The following is a 19,424-nucleotide window of genomic DNA, read 5'->3' on the forward strand; positions in this document are numbered from 1 at the left end:
TTCAGGGTGACGGTTGAAGGCTCCTCAACGCGCCCCCTGCTTGCCGACCACCTTGTCATAGGCGTGCAGCACCTTGTCGCAGGCGGAGCGGACGACCGCCTCGACTCCGACACCTTCCGCCGACGCTGCGACCGGCGCGAGATTCTCGGGCCGGACCTCGACCATGCAGCGGAATTCCGGATTATTGGTTCGGCTTTCCTTCACGTGCCCCAGGTGGATCTCCGCGCGGGTGACTTTGTCCGCGATGCGGCTGAGACGGTCCTCGACCATCTGCTCGACCCGGTCCAGGTCGGCCTCGCGATCTTCCATCTGATTGTCGCGGTTCACCTGTACGAACATGCCCATCTCCTTGTCGGATTGTCAGGCATGAAACGCGTGCTGGAGACAGGCGGTTGCGGCTAGCCTCCGGCGAACGGAAGACTGGCCGCAACCCTGATGCGAGCGACCGCAGTCGCGACTACCAGACCTTCACCCGCTGCTCGGGCGCGAGATGCAGCTTCTGCCCGGGCTTGACGTCGAAGGCATTGTACCAGGCGTCGAGGTTGCGGACGGTAAGCGCGCGATACTGGCCGGGCGCATGGCCGTCCGTGGCGATACGGCCGCGGAGCGCCTCTTCGCGCATCTTGGTCGCCCAGGCCTGCGCATAGGCGATGAAGAAGCGCTGGTCGCCGGTCGTGCCGTCGATGGTCGGCGCCGGCTTGCCGCCGAGGCTGTCCTGATAGGCCTGGTAGGCGGCGGCGAGCCCGGCCACGTCGGCGATATTCTCGCCCAGCGTCAGCCGTCCGTTCACGCGCAGGCCGGGCAGCGGCTCATAGGCGTCATATTGCCTGGCGAGCGCGTCGCCGGCTTGCTGGAAGCGCTGGAAGTCGGCCGGGCTCCACCAGTTGCGCAGACGCCCGGTCGAATCGAACAAGGCGCCGTTATTGTCGAAGCTGTGGCTGATCTCGTGCCCGATCACGCTTCCGATCGCGCCATAATTGTAGGCGGCATCGGCCTTGGGATCGAAGAAGGGCCGCACCAGGATGGCGGCCGGGAAGTTCAGCGCGTTCTGGACGGGCAGGTTGACGGCGTTCACCAGCTGCGGCGGCATCCACCATTCGGCGCGGTCCATCGGCTTGCCGATCTTGGCGATCTGGTGGCGGTATTCGGCCAGGCTCGCGGCCTTCTGGTTGCCATAGGCGTCGGCGCCGATGGTGACCGCCGAATAATCGCGCCAGTTGTCGGGATAGCCGACGCCGACGACGATCGACCGCACCTTCTTGAGCGCCTCTTCCTTGGTCGAGGGCCCCATCCAGTCGAGCGCCTCGACGCGCTTGGCGAAAGCAGCCTTGATGTTGTCGACCATCTGCTGGACCTCGGCCTTGGCCGACGCCGGGAAGTAGCGATCGACATAGGCCTTGCCGACCGCGTCCTGAAGCGCGTTGCTGGTGGCGTTCAGCGCCTGCGCCTCGCGCGGCCGCTGCTGCGGCGTGCCCGAAAGGGCGGTGCCGTTGAAGGCGAAGCTGGCGTCGCGGATCGGCGTCGGCAGGACGTTCGCCTGCTGGTTCAGCGTGTGGAAGACCAGCCAGTCCTTCCACGCGTCGAGCGGCTCCGAGCCGACCAGCGCGGCGAGCTTGGGAATGGCGGTCGCATGATAGGCCTGGAACTTGGGCGCCGATCCCAGCTGCGCGGCGCCGAGCAGGGCGCCCCAGTCGAGGCCGGGCGCATTCTTCTCCAGCTCCGCGCGCGTCCAGACGGTCGCTGCCTTGCTGAAGTCCTCGCTTTCCTCGCGGCTGGCATGGGCCTGTGCGATCTTGCCTTCGAGCGCGATGATCCGCTGCGCAGCGCCGGCCGCGTCGGGCGATCCGGCCGCCTGCATGATCGTCTGGACATAGCCCCTGTACTTGTCGCGGATCCCCGCCATCTTGGCATCGGCCGACAAGTAATATTCGCGCTCCGGCATGCCGAGGCCGCCCTGCAGCAGATAGGGTAGGGTCTCGCCCGGCGTGCTCAGGCCCTGCGTCACGAAAACACCGAACAGATTGTCGGTCTGGAAGTTGGTCGCGTTGAGCGGGTCGACGTCGGCGCGGAGCGTGCCGCCGATCGCCGCGGCAAGCGCGCGCTTGTCGCCAATGGCGGCGATCGCATCGAGGTCCGCCTTGGCCGCCGACATGCCGGCGCGATCGATCGCGGCGGTGTCGAGATAGGCCTTGTAGTAGTTGGCGATGCGGCCCTCGTTGGTGCCGGCATCGGGGTTGCTCTTGAGGATCGTGTCGAACAGCTCGCGGGTGTTCTTCTCGCGGACCTGGTCGGCGATGAAGAAACCGCCGACGCTGGAGCGATCGGCCGGGATCTGCGTGTTCTTCATCCACCCGCCATTGGCGAAGGCGTAGAAGTCGTCGCCAGGCGCCACCGACCTGTCCATCGCGGCAGGGACGATGCCCAGCCCGGTCCCGGCCGCGGCCTCGACCTTCTGCTCGCCGCTGCCAGTCCCGCCGCAGGCGGTGATGGCAAGGCTGAGGGCGAGGGCCGAAGCGGCAAGGAAGAAGGGCGAGCGCGACATGGTTTTTCCTTGGAAGGGGTTGTCTGCCTCCTCGCTGCGACCGGCCAACGTGCTTTGCAAGCGCCACGCGGCCCGCTAGGCGCCAACGACCATCGCTGTTCGACGAACGGAAGCAAGAGCCCGCATGAGCGCACCGCGCCTCGACACCAAGGTCAATCCGGACAGCCCGGAATTTCGCGCTCGTGACGCGCATAACCGGGCGCTGGTGGAGAAGCTGCGCGCCGACGTCGCCGCGTCCGCGCTCGGCGGCAATCAGAAGTCGCGCGACCGGCATGTTTCCCGTGGAAAACTGCTGCCTCGGGAACGCGTCGAGCGGTTGCTCGATCCCGGTTCGCCCTTCCTCGAGATCGGCCAGCTCGCCGCCAATGACCTCTATGAGGGCGAGGTGCCGGGCGCCGGAATCATCTGCGGGATCGGCCGCGTGTCGGGCCGGCAGGCGATGATCGTCTGCAACGACGCCACCGTGAAGGGCGGCACTTATTATCCGCTGACGGTCAAGAAGCACCTGCGCGCGCAGGAAATCGCCGAGGCCAACCGGCTGCCGTGCATCTATCTGGTGGATTCGGGCGGCGCCAACCTGCCGCACCAGGCCGAGGTCTTCCCCGACCGCGACCATTTCGGGCGCATCTTCTTCAACCAGGCCAACATGAGCGCGCTCGGAATCCCGCAGATCGCCTGCGTCATGGGGTCGTGCACCGCCGGCGGCGCTTACGTCCCGGCGATGAGCGACGAGAGCGTCATTGTCCGGGGCCAGGGCACCATCTTCCTCGGCGGCCCTCCGCTGGTGAAGGCGGCGACCGGCGAGGAGATCAGCGCCGAGGACCTCGGCGGCGGCGACCTCCATGCGCGCAAGAGCGGGGTGGTGGATCACCTCGCCGAGGACGACGAGCATGCGCTGACGATCGTTCGGGATATTCTATCGACCGTGCCCCCAAGCGCGTTCGCCCTGAGCGACGTCGACGGGCGTGCGTCGACGTCGCTCAGCACGAACGTCAAGGAGAGCAGGCCGCCGCTCTACGACCCCGCCGAACTCTACGGCATCATCCCCGAAGACGTCCGTGCGCCCTACGACGTGCACGAGGTCATCGCCCGCATCGTCGACGCATCCGAATTCCACGAGTTCAAGCCGCTTTACGGCGCCACGCTCGTCTGCGGCTTCGCGCATATCCACGGCATGCCGGTCGCGATCCTGGCGAACAATGGCGTCCTGTTCAGCGAGAGCGCGGTCAAGGGCGCGCACTTCATCGAGCTCGCCTGCCAGCGCCGAGTGCCCTTGCTGTTCCTGCAGAACATTTCCGGCTTCATGGTCGGCGGGAAGTATGAGGCGGAGGGCATCGCCAAGCATGGCGCGAAGCTGGTCACCGCCGTCGCCACCGCGCAGGTGCCCAAGGTCACCGTGCTGATCGGCGGCAGCTTCGGGGCCGGCAATTACGGCATGTGCGGCCGCGCCTATTCGCCCCGCTTCCTTTTTTCATGGCCCAACAGCCGGATCAGCGTGATGGGCGGCGAGCAGGCGGCGAGCGTGCTGGCCACCGTCCACCGTGACGCCGACAAGTGGAGCCCGGAGGAAGCCGAAGCCTTCAAGGCCCCGATCCGCGACGATTACGAGGCGCAGGGCCACCCCTGGCACGCCACCGCCCGCCTGTGGGACGACGGCATCATCGACCCCGCCCAGACCCGCGACGTCCTCGGCCTCGCCTTCGCCGCCTGTTTGAACGCGCCCGTTCCGGAGCGTCCGCAGTTCGGCGTTTTCCGGATGTAGGCTTCGACCTCAAATCACGATTGGAGCTTATGCGTACCGACTGGACTCGCGCGGAAGTTGCCGCGCTTTTCGACCTGCCGTTCACCGACCTTCTCTTTCGCGCCGCCGAGACCCATCGCGCGCACCATGCCGCAGGCGAGGTGCAGCTTTGCACCCTGCTCTCCATCAAGACCGGCGGTTGCCCGGAGGATTGCGGCTATTGCTCGCAGTCGGCGTTCGCGGGCTCCGGCCTCAAGGCCGAGAAGCTGATGGACGTCGACGCCGTCTTCGCCTCGGCTGCCGAGGCCAAGGCCGCCGGCTCACAGCGCTTCTGCATGGGCGCGGCGTGGCGCAGCCCCAAGGATCGCGACATGGCCGCCGTCTGCCGGATGGTCGAGGGCGTCAAGGCGATGGGGCTGGAGACCTGCATGACGCTGGGCATGCTGTCGGGAGAGCAGGCGCGGCAGCTCAAGGCCGCCGGCCTCGACTATTACAACCACAACATCGACACCTCGCCCGAACATTATGCCGAGATCATCTCGACCCGGACCTTCCAGGAGCGGCTCGACACGCTGGAGGAGGTCCGCTCGGCCGGGATCGCGGTTTGCTGCGGCGGGATCGTCGGCATGGGTGAGAGCCGCGAGGATCGCGTCGGCTTCCTCCACGCCCTCGCCACCCTGCCGCGCCATCCCGAAAGCGTGCCGGTCAACGCGCTCGTCCCGGTCAAGGGCACGGTGCTCGGCGACATGTACGCGGGCGAGCGGCTGATCGACGACATCGAGTTCGTCCGCACCGTCGCCGTCGCGCGCCTCACCATGCCGCGCTCGATGGTCCGCCTGTCGGCCGGGCGCGAAAGCATGTCCGAAGCGACGCAGGCGCTGTGCTTTCTCGCCGGCGCCAACAGCATCTTCACCGGCGACAAGTTGCTGACCACCGCCAACGCCGGCGACAGCAGGGATGCGGCGCTGTTCGCCAAGCTCGGCCTCAGGCCGATGCAGGCCGAGGAGCCGATGCGGGTGCTCGAAGCCGCGGAATAGTCCCGCGGCGGGACATCCAGGCTTCGTCGGAACGGATGCGTAATCACCTGTTCACGCTGGCTCGGTCAGCAACGGCCCGTGCCGCCGATCACGGAGCCAAGCCGATGCTGACCATCATTGCCGCCCAGGCGCTCGCCGCCGCCGCCTCGCCCGACCTCGCCCCGCGCTCGCTGCAGCATCAGGGGCGCACGCGCAGCTGGTCGGAGCATGTGCCCGCCGCCTGCGTCCGGCCGGCGACGCCCTGCCTGACCGTGCTGATGCTGCACGGCGGCTCGCCGCCCGAACTTCGCCAGCGAATGGCGCAGCGCTCGGGCCGCGAGCGTACGCCCGAACTGGTCGCGACTGCCACCGGCATGGTCGACGCCGCCCGCCGCGACGGCTTCATCCTGATCGTGCCCAAGGCCGCGGATGGCAACTGGGCCGACGGCCGCGAGGGCGTGGCGGCGGGGATCGACGACGTCGGCTTTCTGCGCGCGGTGCTGGCCGACGTCGCCAAGCGCGCGGCAATTTCGCCTGAACGGACCTTCTCGGCCGGCGTGTCGAACGGCGGGATGATGAGTTTTCGCCTTGCCTGCGAAGCGAGCGACCGGATCCGCGGCGTCGGCGCAGTCGTCGCCAACATGAGCGTCGATCTGGCCGCCGCCTGTCCGAAGGGCCGACCGGTCGACATCGTGCAGGTGCTCGGAGCCGCCGATCCGCTGATGAAATATGATGGCGGACGAATCCCCAGCCAGGGCGGCAACGGGACGACCTCGGCGGCCGACACGCTGCGGCTGTGGAGCGCCAGGCTCGATACACCCACCGCCGCCGAGAGGAAGCTGAACGAAGAGGTGACGCTTCGCACCGTCACCGCGCGTAACGGGCGCATCGCGCAATATACCCTCGCGTCCTATGGCCACGGCTGGCCGAGCGGCAGCGAAGGGGAACTGGCCGGCGCGGGCGGCTTTGCGGGACGGGTGATGCAGCGGCTTCGCGGCACCAACCCGACCCGCTTCGACGCGACGAGGGTGCTGATCGACTTCTTCAAGGCGACTCCGCCCCGCCGCTGACCGCCGCCACTGTTCCGGAGCGTGGCGGGCGGCTATGCGCCGGCCATGATCCAGAGCCTGCTCATCGCCAACCGGGGCGAGATCGCCTGCCGCGTCATCCGGACCGCCCGCGCGCTCGGCATCCGCACGGTCGCCGTCCATTCCGACGCCGATGCCGGCGCGCTCCACGTGCGCCTGGCCGACGAAGCGGTCCACATCGGTGCCAGCCCGGCGCGCGAAAGCTATCTGGTCGGCGAGAAGATCATCGCGGCGGCCAGGGCGACGGGCGCCGAGGCCATCCATCCGGGCTACGGCTTCCTTTCAGAGAACGCCGATTTCGCGCAGGCCGTTCTCGACGCCGGGCTGATCTGGGTCGGCCCCAAGCCCGACAGCATCCGTGCCATGGGCCTCAAGGACGCCGCCAAGAAATTGATGGCCGACGCCGGCGTACCGGTCACCCCCGGCTATCTCGGCGACGACCAGAGCGCGGCGCGGCTCAAGGCCGAGGCGGACGCGATCGGCTATCCGGTGCTGATCAAGGCGGTCGCCGGCGGCGGCGGCAAGGGCATGCGCAAGGTCGATTCCGCCGGATCGTTCGCCGACGCGCTCGACAGCTGCAAGCGCGAGGCCGCGTCCAGCTTCGGCAACGATGTCGTCCTGCTCGAAAAGTGGATCGAAAGCCCACGCCACATCGAGGTGCAGGTGTTCGGCGACGCCCACGGCAATGTCGTCCACCTGTTCGAGCGCGACTGCTCGCTCCAGCGGCGGCACCAGAAGGTCATCGAGGAAGCGCCAGCCCCGGGCATGGACGAGGCGACGCGCGACGCCGTCTGCGGTGCCGCCCTCCGTGCGGCGAGGGCCGTGAACTACGAGGGCGCGGGGACGATCGAGTTCATCGCCGACGGCAGCCAGGGCCTGCGGGCCGACCGCATCTGGTTCATGGAGATGAACACCCGCCTCCAGGTCGAGCATCCGGTGACGGAGGAGATCACCGGCCAGGACCTGGTGGAGTGGCAGCTCCGCGTCGCCGCCGGCGAACCGCTGCCCAGGCGTCAGGACGAGCTCGCCATCACCGGCCATGCGATCGAGGCGCGGCTTTATGCCGAGGACCCCGCCACCGGCTTTTTGCCGAGCACGGGCCTGCTCGAGCATTTCGATCTTGGCGAGGATGGCCGGATCGAGACGGGGGTCGAGGAAGGCGACGAGATCTCGCCTTTCTACGATCCGATGATCGCCAAGCTGGTCGCGTCTGGTGACGACCGGGACGAGGCGATCGGCAGTCTCGCCACCATGCTCGACTCGGTCGAGGTCTGGCCGGTCCGGACCAATGCCGGTTTCCTCGTCAACTGCCTGCTCGACGACGACTTTGAGGCGGCACGGCTCGACACCGGCTTCATCGGCCGCAAGCTCGACGCGCTGGTGCCCGCGACCGAAGCGGATGACGCCCTGTGGCGGACAGCTGCGGTGATTGCGCTGGCGGAAGGGGAAAGCGGGGATGCTCTGGCCGGCTTCCGCCTCAATGCTCCCGCCCAGCCGGCGGTGACGCTCAGCCACGGCGGTGAGCGGCGCCGCCTGATCCTCAGGGACGAGGATGAGTTCGCCGAGGCTTCTGGCTTTCGTGACGAGCAGCGCGTGGTCGTCTTCGCCGAAGGCCAGGCCTTCAGCTTCGAACGGGGCGTGCGCGGCCGCACCGGCGCTGCCGCCAGTGACGGCGGCCTCCTCGCACCCATGCCGGGCAAGGTTACCAGCGTCGACGTCGCGGCCGGCGAGATGGTCACCAAGGGGCAGCGGTTGCTGACGCTCGAGGCGATGAAGATGGAGCATGCCATGCTTGCGCCCTTCGACGGCGTGGTCGCCGAACTGAACGTGGAAGCCGGGCAGCAGGTGCAGGTGGAAGCCCTGCTCGCGCGGGTCGAGGCAGCCGAATAATCCTGTCCTACAGGCGGCCGCTTCGATACATCGGCGCAAGGCACCGAAGTGTCCGAAGCTGAACAAGTGAACGACGTGGACGCGACTTGCTTTTTTCTCGGGAGAGCGTGAAGACATGAACATCAACGGCATTGCGGCAGTGGTCACCGGCGGCGCGTCCGGCCTTGGCGAAGCGACCGCGCGGGCGCTTGCGGCCAAGGGTGCGAAGGTCGCCATCTTCGACCGGAACCAGGAGCAGGGCGAGAAGGTCGCAGCCGAGATTGGCGGCATCTTCTGCGAAGTGGACGTCACCAATGACGACACCGTCGCCGCCGGCTTCGAAAAGGCGCGCGCCGCCCACGGGCAGGAGCGGGTGCTGGTCAACTGCGCGGGCGTCGCCAATGCCGTGAAGACCGTCGGCCGCGACCGCGAGACCAAGGCGGTGAAGAAGTATCCGCTTCACCAGTTCGAACTGGTGATCGGCATCAATCTCATCGGCTCCTTCCGCTGCATCGCGCATTCGGCCGCGGGGATGGTCGACGCCGAGCCGCTCGAGGACGGCGAGAAGGGCGTGATCATCAACACCGCCTCGGTCGCTGCGGAGGACGGCCAGATCGGCCAGGCCGCTTATTCGGCGTCCAAGGGCGGCGTGCTGGCGATGACCCTGCCGATTGCTCGCGACCTCATGAACGAAGGCGTGCGGGTCAACACCATTCTTCCCGGCGTGTTCAAGACGCCGATGGTCGCGATGATGCCGCCGCAGGTCCAGGATGCGCTCGGCGCGCAGGTGCCTTTCCCGAAGCGCCTCGGTCGTCCCGAGGAATATGCCCAGCTCGCCGTTTTCATGGTCGAGAGCGGCTACATGAATGCCGAACATGTTCGCCTCGACGGCGGCATCCGCATGGCCCCGAAGTAAGCACGTGAATCTGGAAGCGCTTCTTCCGCCACTCGCGGCGGCGTGCCGCGAGGCGGGAGAAGCGATCCTTGCGGTGCGGCGCGCCGGCTTCGACGTCGAGCATAAGGATGATTCGTCGCCGGTGACCGTCGCCGATCGCGCGGCGGAGAGGATCCTGCTTGCGGCGCTTGGCCGGCACGCCCCGGGCATTCCCGTGGTCGCGGAGGAAGAAGTGGCCGCGGGCCGCGTGCCCGCCGTTGGCGACGCCTTCTTCCTCGTCGATCCGCTGGACGGCACCAAGGAGTTCGTCCGTGGCGGGGACGACTATACCGTCAACGTCGGGCTGATCGTCGCGGGAGAGCCGCGGCTCGGACTGGTGCTTGCGCCCGAGCAGTGCAGGCTCTGGGCGGGCGTGGTCGGTCGTTCCGCCTTCGTCGAGGGAGGAGACGGTGAGCGCCAGCCGCTCCAGGTGAGCCGGCCTTCGACGCCGCTAAGGGTGATCGCCTCCAAGTCGCACATGAACCAGGCGACCACGGATTATGTCGCCTCGGCCGCGCCCGATGCCAAGCTGGTGTCGGTCGGCTCCAGCCTGAAATTCTGCCTGGTGGCGGAGGGCAGGGCGGATCTCTACCCGCGACTGTCGCCGACGTCGGAGTGGGATACGGCCGCCGGCCATGCCGTGCTGCTTGCGGCGGGTGGACGGGTCGATGGCCCGGACGGGCGAGCACTCGGCTATGGCAAGGCCGCGTTCCTCAACCGCGGCTTCGTTGCAACCGCCGGTTGGGCGGCGCCGCTGCTGCAGCCGTACCTGGATCAACTGGACCTGACGATCGATCGCTGATCGACCGAATTGCTCCATATCGGATCACCATTCGCGCGGCGGAGATCGGGGCCTTCGATTGCCATGTCGTCAAGCTCGCGGCGAATGGCGCGGAGCCGCGACAGCAAGCCGTGCGCCTCGCCGCCGGCCGCCGGGTCGCTCATCAGATGCTCGGCAAGGCGAATGGTCTGCCGCAGTCCATAACGGAGCGTCACCAGTAGTTCGCCTCGTGCCGCCGTGTCTCCGCTATTCAGCTCGTTCATGACCACCCTCTCGCTCCACACCCCCTCTGCCGCAAGATCCCTCGGACTGGTTGCGGGTGCGTGCCCATCAACTCCAGACTGGCGCAACTTTTCGCTGACATGGCGCCATTTTGCCATGTAGTCTCATCGAGCTCGGATAATTGACCCATAAGGATGGTGTCATGACTCTTGCCCTATCCCCCCTCGTTCAGTCCTATTCGCATGAAATTCGTGCGCCCATCATGGTGGTCGGCGACTCCGAGGATGCACGCCGGCGCGCAGTTGGAACGGCGTCACTTAGCGAGGTTTCGCTCCTCTCCGACCTTACGCCTGCAGAGGCGAGCGAGGCGCTGGACGAAAGAGCGACGCTTTCGGCGATCTGGATCGAGCTCGACGAGGCACCCGGCGCAGCGGTCCGTCGCCTGCTTGACAAGGCGGGTCGCGAGGCAGCCCGCAAGAGCTGCGGCGTGGTCCTGTCTCTCCGCCTGGAGCACCTAGACGAAACCCTCCAGCATGTCGGCGACAGCGATGTTGAACTGCTGGTCAACGCCAGTGAGATGGAGCGGCTGGCGGCGCTTTCGCTGGCGGTGCAGCCGTCCCGGGAGATGCGCGCGCACGATGTCGCATCGGATGCCAGCGCGGCTCGCCTGCGGCAACTCAGCGAAGAGGTCAGCCGCATCGCGACGGCTCTTTCGCGGCTCAGCAGCACTTCCGATGGCCCGCCGCTTTCCCCCGCGACGATGGCGCCGCCCCGCGCCGACCTGCCGACCGTCTCCGCCGAGGCGTTGCGCGCGATGATCAGGGCGCGGCGGCTGCGGAGCAGCTATCTCCCCGCGGACCTCTTCGCCGATCCGGCGTGGGACATGCTCCTCGACCTCCTCCAGGCGGAAATCGTGCAGCACCGGGTGCCGGTATCGAGCCTGTGCATCGCCGCGGCCGTACCTGCGACCACGGCGCTGCGCTGGATCAAGGCCATGACCGACCGCGGATTGCTTCTGCGGCGGGATGACCCCCATGACGGTCGCCGCGTGTTCATCGAGATGGCGCAACCGACCAGCGCCGCACTCCGCCGCTACTTTCAGGAGGCCGGCATGGTCGCGGTCTGAACATCGCTCTTGTGTTCGCGCGCGTAGCCATGCACGGACGCCGGGTGGGCGCTTAGCTCAGCTGGTAGAGCGGCTCGTTTACACCGAGTAGGTCGGCGGTTCGAACCCGTCAGCGCCCACCATGATTTCCAAGATCATTGTTTCGCCTTCCGCCACGGACCTCAGACGCGGACCTCGCAGATGACGCGCTCTCCAGGCCCGTCGCCGATTCTGTTCGCCATGGGCCCGGCAGTTCCGGGCACCAGCTGATGGAAGAGATCGACGGACCTGCGCTGATCTGGCGATCGGACCGGTTCAGCCGAACGAGCGCACGAGCTTCACCGGAAGTGCGACATAGGGCGGGTCGTTGATGACCACCTGTCGTGCTCCACTGCCCAGGGGCAGGAGGTGCAGCTTGCCGTCTTCCCGTGCAAGCAGGCGGCCGAACTGAAATCGACCGGTCGGCCGCGGAACCAGGATGTCCCGGTTGATTGCGCGTCCGAATTCCTCGGCCTGGATGCGATCGCACCAGAGTTCGTCGCCGTTGCGATAGTCGCCGATGCTGGATGTAACCAATATGGCCACCTGAGCAGGGGCGGGGCGAGGGGGAAGGGCGACCTGCGCCTTGCGCGGGGCCGAGGCGCCGTCGCTGCCAAGCAGGGCCAGCACCTCCAGCTTTTCGCTCTCCGGGTGGTCAACAAGATCGGTGGGGGACACGCCAAGCGCGTCTGCGATGCGATTCAGCCAACCGATGCTGACCGTTCTCATTCCCGTCTCCAGCCGGCCGACCGTTTGTGGCGTGGTCGGCGGCTTGCAGGCCCGGGCAACGTCGTCGAGCGTCATCCGCTTCGCTTTGCGAACCTCCCTGATGCGTGTGATCATGTCTTGTCCCTAACCGCTTCGGTGAGTTTCACTGTCCTACATCTAATCAACTCTGGCAAGATGCTTCTCGAATCGGGCTGGGAAGGGGTGCAGATGTCGAGAAGGATGCTGGTAGAGAAGAGCCTTGCCGATGCAGGCGAGGGAACCAAGAAGGTGCGTCGTTCCGTAACGGTGAACCAGGTCGAGTCCCCGCTTGGCTGGCTTCACAAGCACGGGCACCTGAGCCTTCGTCAGTTCGATGCCGGCGAGCAGCTGCGGTCCGATTGGGAGCGGGCGAACCTTTCGCCAAGCGTCACCATGCGCTGGGACATATCCACGCATCAGCGCCGGATCGGGAGCAAGGAGGGCGCGCTTGCGCCGTCGGAGAGGCAAGCGGCAGCACGGGAGCGCTTCGACGGTGCCCTTGCCGCGGCCGGTCCGGGGATGTCCGATATCCTATGGCGAATTGTCTGTGCGGGAGAGGGGATGCGCGAAGCCGAGACTGCCCTCGGCTGGCCTGCGCGCGCAGGCAAGCTGGTGCTCGGCATGTCGCTGGATCGTGTTGCCGACTATTACCGATTGAAGTGAGGCGGGCCGTGGAATTGTAGAAGAGGGAAGGAGCGGAGTGGTTCTTCCGCTCCTTCCGGAGTTTCGTGCTTTCTAGATCCCGCGACCCTCGACGTCGCTCTCACGACCTTGGCTCCGCTCGATCTCGATGTCCGTTGTGCCATCACCGTCGTTGTCGTCGAGGGCGCCCTGACCGTCACTCGCGAAATCCTGGTCGTCACCGCCGGTCGTCTGGCCGGAGCCACCGTAACCACCGCCACCAAGAGCGGACGGCGTGCCGTCGGAGCCGGCGCCGCCCAGATCATCGTCGGAGCCAGTGAAGAGCCGCTGGCCGCCCTGGTCGCCGCGATCCTGGCCCATGTCATTCTCCTGGCCGAGGCTGCTGCTGTTCTGGCTCAATTCGTCGGTCTCGCCGCTGTTGCCGTACGAGGCCTGTCCGGTCGACATCGCGCCGCCGTCCTGGCCCTGACCCTGATCGGTGGGTTGTTGCTGCTGCTGCTGGCCCGTCGGCTGCTGGTTGCCTTGCTGATCCCTGGCGCGCTGCCCGTCGGCTTCCTGCGATGTCTGCTGACCATAGCCTTGCTGGCCGGGCGTGCGTTCGTCGGCGTTCATCTGTGCTTCTCCTCCGTGCGCCCCATGCTCGTGAAGCAACAAAGGTCGGACGGGAGCCAACGTTCCAGCAGCTTGCGACCAGTCGAAGGCGGGTGCGCCAAAAGGAAAGGGCCGCCCGGTCTCCCGGACGGCCCCAGCCTTGTTGTTCGCGGAAAAAGGAGATCAGGCGTTGTCGGCCTGATCCTCTTCAGCGGTCACCTCGGCGGTGGCGCCCGGCTCGGCGTTCGGATCGTATTCCTCGGTGAAGCCGGCGTTGTCGCGCTCGAACATCTGGGCCATGACGTCCACGCCCTGGGCCTGAAGATCGGCCTCCTCGGGCGAGCGGGCGACGTTGACCTTCACGGTGACGGACACTTCGGGATGAAGCGCCACGCGCACTTCGTGCATGCCGATCGCCTTGATGGGACGATCGAGCACGACCTGGCTCTTCGCGACCTTGGCACCGTCGGCCTCAAGGGCATCGACGATGTCGCGGGCGCTGACCGAACCGTAGAGCTGGCCGGTGTTGGAGGCCTGGCGGATCAGCTGAACCGTCTTGCCGTCGATGCCCTTGGCCGAGCCCTCGGCAGCCGAACGACGCTCGGCATTGTCGGACTCGATCTTGGCGCGGTTGGCTTCGAACAGCTTGCGGTTGGCCTCGTTGGCACGAAGCGCCTTCTTGTTCGGAAGCAGGTAGTTGCGGGCGAAACCGTTCTTGACGGTGACGACATCGCCGATGGCGCCGAGCTTCTCGACGCGCTCAAGCAGGATGACTTCCATGAATAGCGCTCCTTACTTGACCACGTAGGGCAGCAGGCCGATGTGCCGGGCGCGCTTGATCGCCTTGGCCAGCTCGCGCTGCTTCTTGGTGCTCACCGCGGTGATGCGGCTCGGGACGATCTTGCCGCGTTCGGACACGAAGCCCTGAAGCAGACGGACATCCTTGTAATCGATGCGGGGCGCGTCCTTGCCCGAGAAGGGGCAGGACTTGCGGCGGCGGAAGAATGCACGGGCCATCGGTTACGCTCCCATCTCTTCGCGGGGACCGCGCTCGGGCCGGTCACCACGATCGCCGCGGGGGCCGCGATCGCGCTCCTGACGGCGCATCATGGCCGAAGGACCCTTCTCATGCGCGTCGACGCGCACCGTCATGTAGCGGATGACATCTTCGTTGATGCCGGTCTGACGCTCGAGCTCCGCGACGGCAGCGGCCGGCGCGTCGATGTCGAGCATCACATAATGAGCCTTGCGATTCTTCGCGATGCGATAGGCAAGGCCGCGCAGGCCCCACGTCTCGGCCTTGACAACGCTTCCGCCGTGCTCGGTGATGATGTTGGTTGCCGTCTCAGCAAGGGCGTCCACCTGGGCTTGCGCCAGGTCCTGCCTTGCGAGAAAGACATGCTCGTAGAGCGGCATGATTTTCTCTCATGTTGGCCGATCGCTGGCGCCCGCCCCATGCGGAAGCCCCTCCGGCTGTCGTCGATAATGCTTGCCCGCCAGCCAGACGAATCTGCTCGGCGGACGGAGGCCTCTGGCACAGGAAGGCGCCCACTGCAAGCATGCGGCCTGAAACGCTATCGAGTAGAAACCAGACAGGCACAAAACGCTTGACATCGTCACGCTGTTATGGCACAAGAAGGCAAGCTAGGCTGAATCGGAAGAGCGGCCGGCAGCAATCAACAGGGAAGTGAAATGGGTTGGTTCGGACGCAAGTCGGCGGACCTTCCGCCGCCATTCCTGCCGTTTGCCTTCGAGGAGGACCGGAACCCGTTTCCAACCGGACCACAGGCGCAGTTGAACGAGGTTTTCGTCAAGAACCCCGTTGGACAGCGCGCCGTGCGCTTGGTGGCCGGTGCGGTCGGATCGCTCAAGGTTTATTCGATCGAGGGTGACGAGAAGGCGGCCGGACTGCTCGGGCGGTGCAGCCTTCTCGAACAGGCCGCGGCGTCGCTGCTCCTGCATGGCAATGCCTATCTGCAGATCATTGAAGCGCTCGACACGCCGGCGGAAATCTTTCCGCTTCGGGCGGACCGGGTCAGCGTCGAAGTCGACGACCGTGGATGGCCGCGGGCTTATCTCTACCGGGCAGGGCGCAAGACCAGCCGCATCAGCCGGAGGGACCATCTCGAGCGCGTCAAGCTCATCCACGTGAAGGCCCTCAACCCGAGCCAGGAGCAGCAGGGGCTGGGTTGCCTGGGCGCTGCCAGTGCAGCGGCTGCGATCCACAATCGCGCCAGTCACTGGAACAAGGCGCTGCTCGACAACTCGGCTCGGCCATCCGGTGCCCTCACCTACGAGCCGAAGGACGGAGCCGCGATGAGCCAGTCACAGTTCGAACGGCTGCGGCAGGAGGTCGAACGGCAGTTCTGCGGAAGCCTCAACGCGGGGCGGCCGATGTTGCTCGAGGGGGGACTGCGCTGGCAGGCGCTTGGCCTCACCCCAACCGACATGGATTTCGTCGCCATCAAGGAGGCTGCGGCTCGGGACATCGCGCTGGCGTTTGGCGTGCCCCCGGTCTTGCTGGGATTACCGGGCGACACCGCCTACGCCAATCTGCGCGAGGCGGGCCGCGCCTTGTACCGGCAGACGGTGCTGCCCCTGGCGGAAAGAATCCTGAGCGAAGTGTCGGAGGCTTTGTCGGAGTGGCTTGGTCACGTGCGCCTGGCCGTCGACACCGACGCCATCAGCGATCTCGCTGAGGACAGGGAGAGGCTGTGGCAGATGGTCTCCTCGGCCGACTTCATCACCGATGACGAGAAGCGGGAGCTTCTCGGGTTCAAGCCGATTGCGGGGGACGTTCATTGACCCGCATTTCGTCGGATGAACTGCTGGCCAAGCTGATCGTCAGCGCGGAGGGCCGGCCGTTCGACCTCGCCGGACTGCGAGCACTCGTTGAGGAAGCCAGTCATGCCGGCGCCATTCGAGCGCTCGCGGTGCTTGGCCTCGAAGACGGCCACGCGCGCCGCGATGTCGATGAGTTACGCGAACTTCTGGGGACGTGGCGAGACGTGAAGAGATCGGCTTGGCAAGCAGTTGCGCGCTGGATCGTCAGGGTTCTCCTGGCGCTCGTGATGCTGGGGCTCGCGTACCGATTGAGGCTCACCGACTTGCTGAAGAACTGAGATGCGCAACGAGCGCGCCCGCATGGGCCTGCGCTTCGCTGGCTACGCTTCGGTTTTCGACAAGCTGGACAGGGGCGGCGATATCGTCCGTCGTGGCGCTTTCCGGCGGACGATCGAGGCGCAGGCGAGGGTGCCGTTGCTGTGGCAGCATCAGTCCGGTCGTGTGATCGGCATCGTCGAACATCTGGCTGAGGATGAGCGCGGGCTGCAGGTCATCGGGCGGCTGAACGACGACCGGCTGGGGCGGGCTCTCGGCGAAGAACTTTCGCGCGGTCGGCTTTCGGGCCTCAGCTTCGGCTACCGCGTAACCGCCTCGGCGCGCGGTCCTGAAGCGCGTGAACTCAATCAAGTCGAACTGCTGGAGATAAGCCTGGTCCGGCAGCCGATGCAGCCGCTCGCACGCGTGCACAAGCTCGATCAGCAATAGCAAACGACCAATTTTCAAGTGGAGAAATCAATGGAATTCAAGGCGGATCCGCTGGCGGAGTCGTTCGTGGCCCTTCAGCATGATGACGGCGTCGAGGGGCTGCGTGCCGAACTGGACGCGCTCAAGACGCGCCTGCGGCACAATCTTGTCGCCGCAGGACGACCCGATATCGATGCCGAGCAGAAGAGCGCCGGACAGGAGCGCTTTACCGACTTCCTCCGGACCGGCGAGGCCCTCACCGAAGGCAAGTCGGTCGACAATGCTTCGGCGGGCGCGGGCGGCCTGGCTGTGCCGCGCGAGATCGACGAGGTGATCGACCGGACCCTGGTGGCGATCTCTCCGATCCGGCGCATCAGCAACGTGGTCAAGGTAGGCAGCTCCAACTACCGCAAGCTGATCACCAATGGTGGAACGCCGTCGGGCTGGGTTGGGTTCGAGGCTCTCCGCCCCGAAACCGCGACGCCAACGTTCACCGAAATCGTACCCGCTAGCGGTGAGCTCTACGCCAATCCGGCCGCTTCGCAGCACATGCTGGACGATGCCCTGTTCGACGTCGAGGCATGGCTCGCAAACGAGATCGCGACCGAATTCGCCCGCGCTGAAGGCATGGCGTTCGTGAAGGGCACCGGCACCAATCAACCGCTCGGCTTCCTCTCCTCGCCCAACGCGACGGCTGTTGATGCAAGCCGGCCGATCGGCACGTTGCAGACGATCGGCACGGGCGTCGCGGGCGGTTTCCCGGCCAGCAATCCCCAGGACAAGCTCGTCGACCTCGTCCAGTCGCTTCGTCAGCCCTATCGCCAGGGTGCGGTCTTCGTGATGAATTCGGCGACTGCGGCGGTGGTGCGCAAGATGAAGACTGCCGACGGCGCCTTCATCTGGCAGTCCGGCATGGTGGCCGGCCAGCCGGCGACGCTGCTCGGTTACCCGGTGGTCGAGGCGGAGGACATGCCCGATGTCGCTGCCAACAGCCTGTCGATCGCATTCGGCAACTTCAAGGCCGGCTACATCATCACCGAGCGGGCCGAAACGAGCATCCTGCGCGATCCCTATTCGAAGAAGCCCTACGTCTACTTCTACGCGACTAAGCGGGTCGGCGGCCAGGTCGTGAACTCGGAAGCGATCAAGCTTCTCAAGTTCGCCTAACCTTCCTCTTCTTCCCCCGGACAGATCTGCAGAAAGCGCGACAGCACACATGGCGCAACTATTCACGCCCAAGTTCGTGGACATGGTTCGGGTCACCACGACGACCCAAGGCACCGGAGCCTTTGTCTGCGGGCCCGCTGCATCCGGCTTTTCGAGCTTCGCGGAGTCCTTGTCCGTCGGGGACAGCTTCTATTACTCGGTTCAAGGGGTTGATCGACCTCAAGAGCGGGAAGTGGGCCGAGGCACGCTGCTGAGCAACGGCAGCATCAGCCGTCAGCCTATCAAGGGCACTCTCACCAACTTCACGTCGGGTACCTTCCGCTTCGCTGGGCGTTTGTCGCAGTTGGCGATGAGTTGCAGTCCGGGGGAGACGGCACACAGCGTTGGCTCGTGCGCGAAAAGCACATTTCGGGCGAACAAGTCTCGTTGCGGATCGAAAGAGCTCCCCACGCAATCGGAGTCGCCGCTGCAGATGCCGGAGGACGTGCGATTGCAGAAGGTATTGAGGAAGGCACGCCAAGGGTATTGCTCGCCGAGCTTCCCATGTCCTCTGGGGCGTTGAACAGGCCGGCGCTTGCGATTGCCTGGTCTGGATGGCCGCGAGGATGGCGCCCTCAGGCATTGCAGCTTTCGCTGGGCGGCATTTCTCAAGACGTCGTGCCAGCGCCTGCGCCAGCAGCCATCGGAAAGCTGACGAGCGCTCTGGCCACGTCTGTCAGTGAGTTGCTCGACCGCGATAATGTTATCGATGTGGCCTTCGACGAAGATCCCATGCTCATTAGCTGCGACGAGCCCGCTCTGCTCTCCGGCGCCAATATTCTTCTGATCAATCAGGAATTGCTTCAGTTCGGAACCGCGGAACGGGTGGACGAACATCGATACCGCTTGCGGCATCTTCTGCGGTGTCGGCATTCGAGTGGCTCAGGCAGAGCGCACGCCATCGGAGATGACGTCCTTTTGCTCAGACCCGGAACCTATGCGAGCCTGGAAGCGAACGTCGAGCAAAGTGGAGCAGAGGCGCGCCTCACGATGATGGTACCGGATGGCACCAGCACTGAGAGCCTGATCACGATAGAGGGACTTGCGACCCGACCATGGTCCCCAGTCCATCCGGATTGGCGTATCGACGATAATGGTCTCACGATGAGTTGGAGCCGCAGGTCACGACTGGGCCTCGCTTGGCTGGACAGTGTCGATGTACCGCTCGACGCAAGCCGTGAGCGCTACCGAATACGGCTCAGGGGTGACGGGTCCACTTGGTTCGAGACTGAGGTCGAGAGCTGTTCGGTGTCGCTGCTGCATGCGGAGCTGGCAAGACTAGGAGCAATGCCCTGGGAATGTGAGATCCGGCAGCTTGGCGACTACGCCATCGGCACGTCGCTCACCTTCAGAATCGAATAGGGATCAACATC

At 66.0% G+C, this 19,424-nt stretch carries 21 protein-coding genes and 1 tRNA gene; 14 read left to right on the forward strand and 8 right to left on the reverse strand.

Annotation, left to right across the window (positions count from 1 at the left end; all coding sequences use genetic code 11):
• Positions 1-24: 24 nt before the first annotated feature.
• Positions 25-339 (reverse strand): hypothetical protein, encoded by a 315-nt coding sequence (locus tag JOY29_RS13010; RefSeq protein ID WP_300973966.1) that lies wholly within the window; start codon positions 337-339, stop codon positions 25-27.
• Positions 340-457: 118 nt separating this feature from the next.
• Positions 458-2,542 carry a M13 family metallopeptidase gene (locus tag JOY29_RS13015; RefSeq protein WP_300973967.1) on the reverse strand — a complete coding sequence of 695 codons (2,085 nt, stop codon included), beginning with the start codon at positions 2,540-2,542 and terminating at the stop codon, positions 458-460.
• 124 nt (positions 2,543-2,666) lie between these two features.
• On the opposite strand from JOY29_RS13015, the gene JOY29_RS13020 reads away from it, so the two are divergent.
• The 6 genes from JOY29_RS13020 to cysQ all read left to right on the forward strand — a co-directional run bounded on the left by JOY29_RS13020 (position 2,667) and on the right by cysQ (position 9,992).
• The gene (locus JOY29_RS13020) at positions 2,667-4,304 is read left to right on the forward strand and encodes a carboxyl transferase domain-containing protein (protein WP_300973969.1); all 1,638 of its coding nucleotides are present in this window, start codon (positions 2,667-2,669) and stop codon (positions 4,302-4,304) included.
• Between the two features lie 29 nt (positions 4,305-4,333).
• Complete coding sequence (gene bioB / locus JOY29_RS13025) at positions 4,334-5,320, forward strand: biotin synthase BioB (RefSeq protein ID WP_300973970.1); 987 nt, start codon at positions 4,334-4,336, stop codon at positions 5,318-5,320.
• Between the two features lie 104 nt (positions 5,321-5,424).
• Positions 5,425-6,369 (forward strand): hypothetical protein, encoded by a 945-nt coding sequence (locus tag JOY29_RS13030; protein ID WP_300973971.1) that lies wholly within the window; start codon positions 5,425-5,427, stop codon positions 6,367-6,369.
• A gap of 45 nt (positions 6,370-6,414) precedes the next feature.
• Positions 6,415-8,277 (forward strand): acetyl/propionyl/methylcrotonyl-CoA carboxylase subunit alpha, encoded by a 1,863-nt coding sequence (locus tag JOY29_RS13035; RefSeq protein WP_300973972.1) that lies wholly within the window; start codon positions 6,415-6,417, stop codon positions 8,275-8,277.
• A 115-nt stretch (positions 8,278-8,392) separates the two neighbouring features.
• On the forward strand, positions 8,393-9,172 hold the full coding sequence (locus JOY29_RS13040; protein ID WP_300973973.1) for an SDR family oxidoreductase: 780 nt from the start codon (positions 8,393-8,395) through the stop codon (positions 9,170-9,172).
• A gap of 4 nt (positions 9,173-9,176) precedes the next feature.
• On the forward strand, positions 9,177-9,992 hold the full coding sequence (gene cysQ / locus JOY29_RS13045) for a 3'(2'),5'-bisphosphate nucleotidase CysQ (protein ID WP_300973974.1): 816 nt from the start codon (positions 9,177-9,179) through the stop codon (positions 9,990-9,992).
• Here the strand turns inward: cysQ and JOY29_RS13050 are convergent.
• Positions 9,965-10,234, reverse strand: coding sequence for a hypothetical protein (locus JOY29_RS13050; RefSeq protein ID WP_300973975.1), 270 nt, complete (start codon positions 10,232-10,234; stop codon positions 9,965-9,967). The genes cysQ and JOY29_RS13050 overlap by 28 nt on opposite strands.
• Positions 10,235-10,455: 221 nt before the next feature.
• Here JOY29_RS13050 and JOY29_RS13055 point away from each other — a divergent pair, with 221 nt between their 5' ends.
• Both JOY29_RS13055 and JOY29_RS13060 read left to right on the forward strand, forming a co-directional pair.
• Positions 10,456-11,319 (forward strand): MarR family transcriptional regulator, encoded by an 864-nt coding sequence (locus JOY29_RS13055; RefSeq protein ID WP_300973976.1) that lies wholly within the window; start codon positions 10,456-10,458, stop codon positions 11,317-11,319.
• A gap of 46 nt (positions 11,320-11,365) precedes the next feature.
• Positions 11,366-11,441 (forward strand) — tRNA-Val (locus JOY29_RS13060).
• A 172-nt stretch (positions 11,442-11,613) separates the two neighbouring features.
• On the opposite strand, the gene JOY29_RS13065 is transcribed toward JOY29_RS13060, so the two are convergent.
• Positions 11,614-12,180: a helix-turn-helix transcriptional regulator gene (locus JOY29_RS13065; protein ID WP_300973977.1), complete on the reverse strand. Its 567-nt coding sequence runs from the start codon at positions 12,178-12,180 to the stop codon at positions 11,614-11,616.
• A gap of 105 nt (positions 12,181-12,285) precedes the next feature.
• Between JOY29_RS13065 and JOY29_RS13070 the strand changes: the two genes are divergently transcribed.
• Positions 12,286-12,747 (forward strand): DUF6456 domain-containing protein, encoded by a 462-nt coding sequence (locus tag JOY29_RS13070; protein WP_300975544.1) that lies wholly within the window; start codon positions 12,286-12,288, stop codon positions 12,745-12,747.
• 72 nt (positions 12,748-12,819) lie between these two features.
• Here JOY29_RS13070 and JOY29_RS13075 read toward each other — a convergent pair whose 3' ends face one another.
• The 4 genes from JOY29_RS13075 to rpsF all read right to left on the reverse strand — a co-directional run bounded on the left by JOY29_RS13075 (position 12,820) and on the right by rpsF (position 14,733).
• Complete coding sequence (locus JOY29_RS13075) at positions 12,820-13,338, reverse strand: hypothetical protein (protein WP_300973978.1); 519 nt, start codon at positions 13,336-13,338, stop codon at positions 12,820-12,822.
• Positions 13,339-13,500: 162 nt separating this feature from the next.
• Entirely contained in the window at positions 13,501-14,097 is a 597-nt protein-coding gene (gene rplI / locus JOY29_RS13080) for a 50S ribosomal protein L9 (RefSeq protein WP_300973979.1), read from the reverse strand.
• A gap of 12 nt (positions 14,098-14,109) precedes the next feature.
• On the reverse strand, positions 14,110-14,334 hold the full coding sequence (gene rpsR, locus JOY29_RS13085; protein WP_264883537.1) for a 30S ribosomal protein S18: 225 nt from the start codon (positions 14,332-14,334) through the stop codon (positions 14,110-14,112).
• Positions 14,335-14,337: 3 nt separating this feature from the next.
• On the reverse strand, positions 14,338-14,733 hold the full coding sequence (gene rpsF, locus JOY29_RS13090; protein ID WP_300973980.1) for a 30S ribosomal protein S6: 396 nt from the start codon (positions 14,731-14,733) through the stop codon (positions 14,338-14,340).
• A 276-nt stretch (positions 14,734-15,009) separates the two neighbouring features.
• On the opposite strand from rpsF, the gene JOY29_RS13095 reads away from it, so the two are divergent.
• From JOY29_RS13095 to JOY29_RS13115, 5 genes are all read left to right on the forward strand, one after another.
• The gene (locus tag JOY29_RS13095) at positions 15,010-16,122 is read left to right on the forward strand and encodes a phage portal protein (protein ID WP_300973981.1); all 1,113 of its coding nucleotides are present in this window, start codon (positions 15,010-15,012) and stop codon (positions 16,120-16,122) included.
• A gap of 5 nt (positions 16,123-16,127) precedes the next feature.
• Entirely contained in the window at positions 16,128-16,439 is a 312-nt protein-coding gene (locus tag JOY29_RS13100; protein WP_300975545.1) for a DUF6127 family protein, read from the forward strand.
• A 1-nt stretch (position 16,440) separates the two neighbouring features.
• Positions 16,441-16,866 carry an HK97 family phage prohead protease gene (locus JOY29_RS13105; protein WP_300973982.1) on the forward strand — a complete coding sequence of 142 codons (426 nt, stop codon included), beginning with the start codon at positions 16,441-16,443 and terminating at the stop codon, positions 16,864-16,866.
• 30 nt (positions 16,867-16,896) lie between these two features.
• Positions 16,897-18,012 (forward strand): phage major capsid protein, encoded by a 1,116-nt coding sequence (locus JOY29_RS13110; protein WP_300973983.1) that lies wholly within the window; start codon positions 16,897-16,899, stop codon positions 18,010-18,012.
• A gap of 390 nt (positions 18,013-18,402) precedes the next feature.
• On the forward strand, positions 18,403-19,413 hold the full coding sequence (locus JOY29_RS13115) for a hypothetical protein (protein ID WP_300973984.1): 1,011 nt from the start codon (positions 18,403-18,405) through the stop codon (positions 19,411-19,413).
• Positions 19,414-19,424 lie beyond the last annotated feature (11 nt).

The organism is Sphingomonas sp. LHG3406-1, from assembly GCF_029637485.1.
GTDB lineage: Bacteria > Pseudomonadota > Alphaproteobacteria > Sphingomonadales > Sphingomonadaceae > Sphingomicrobium.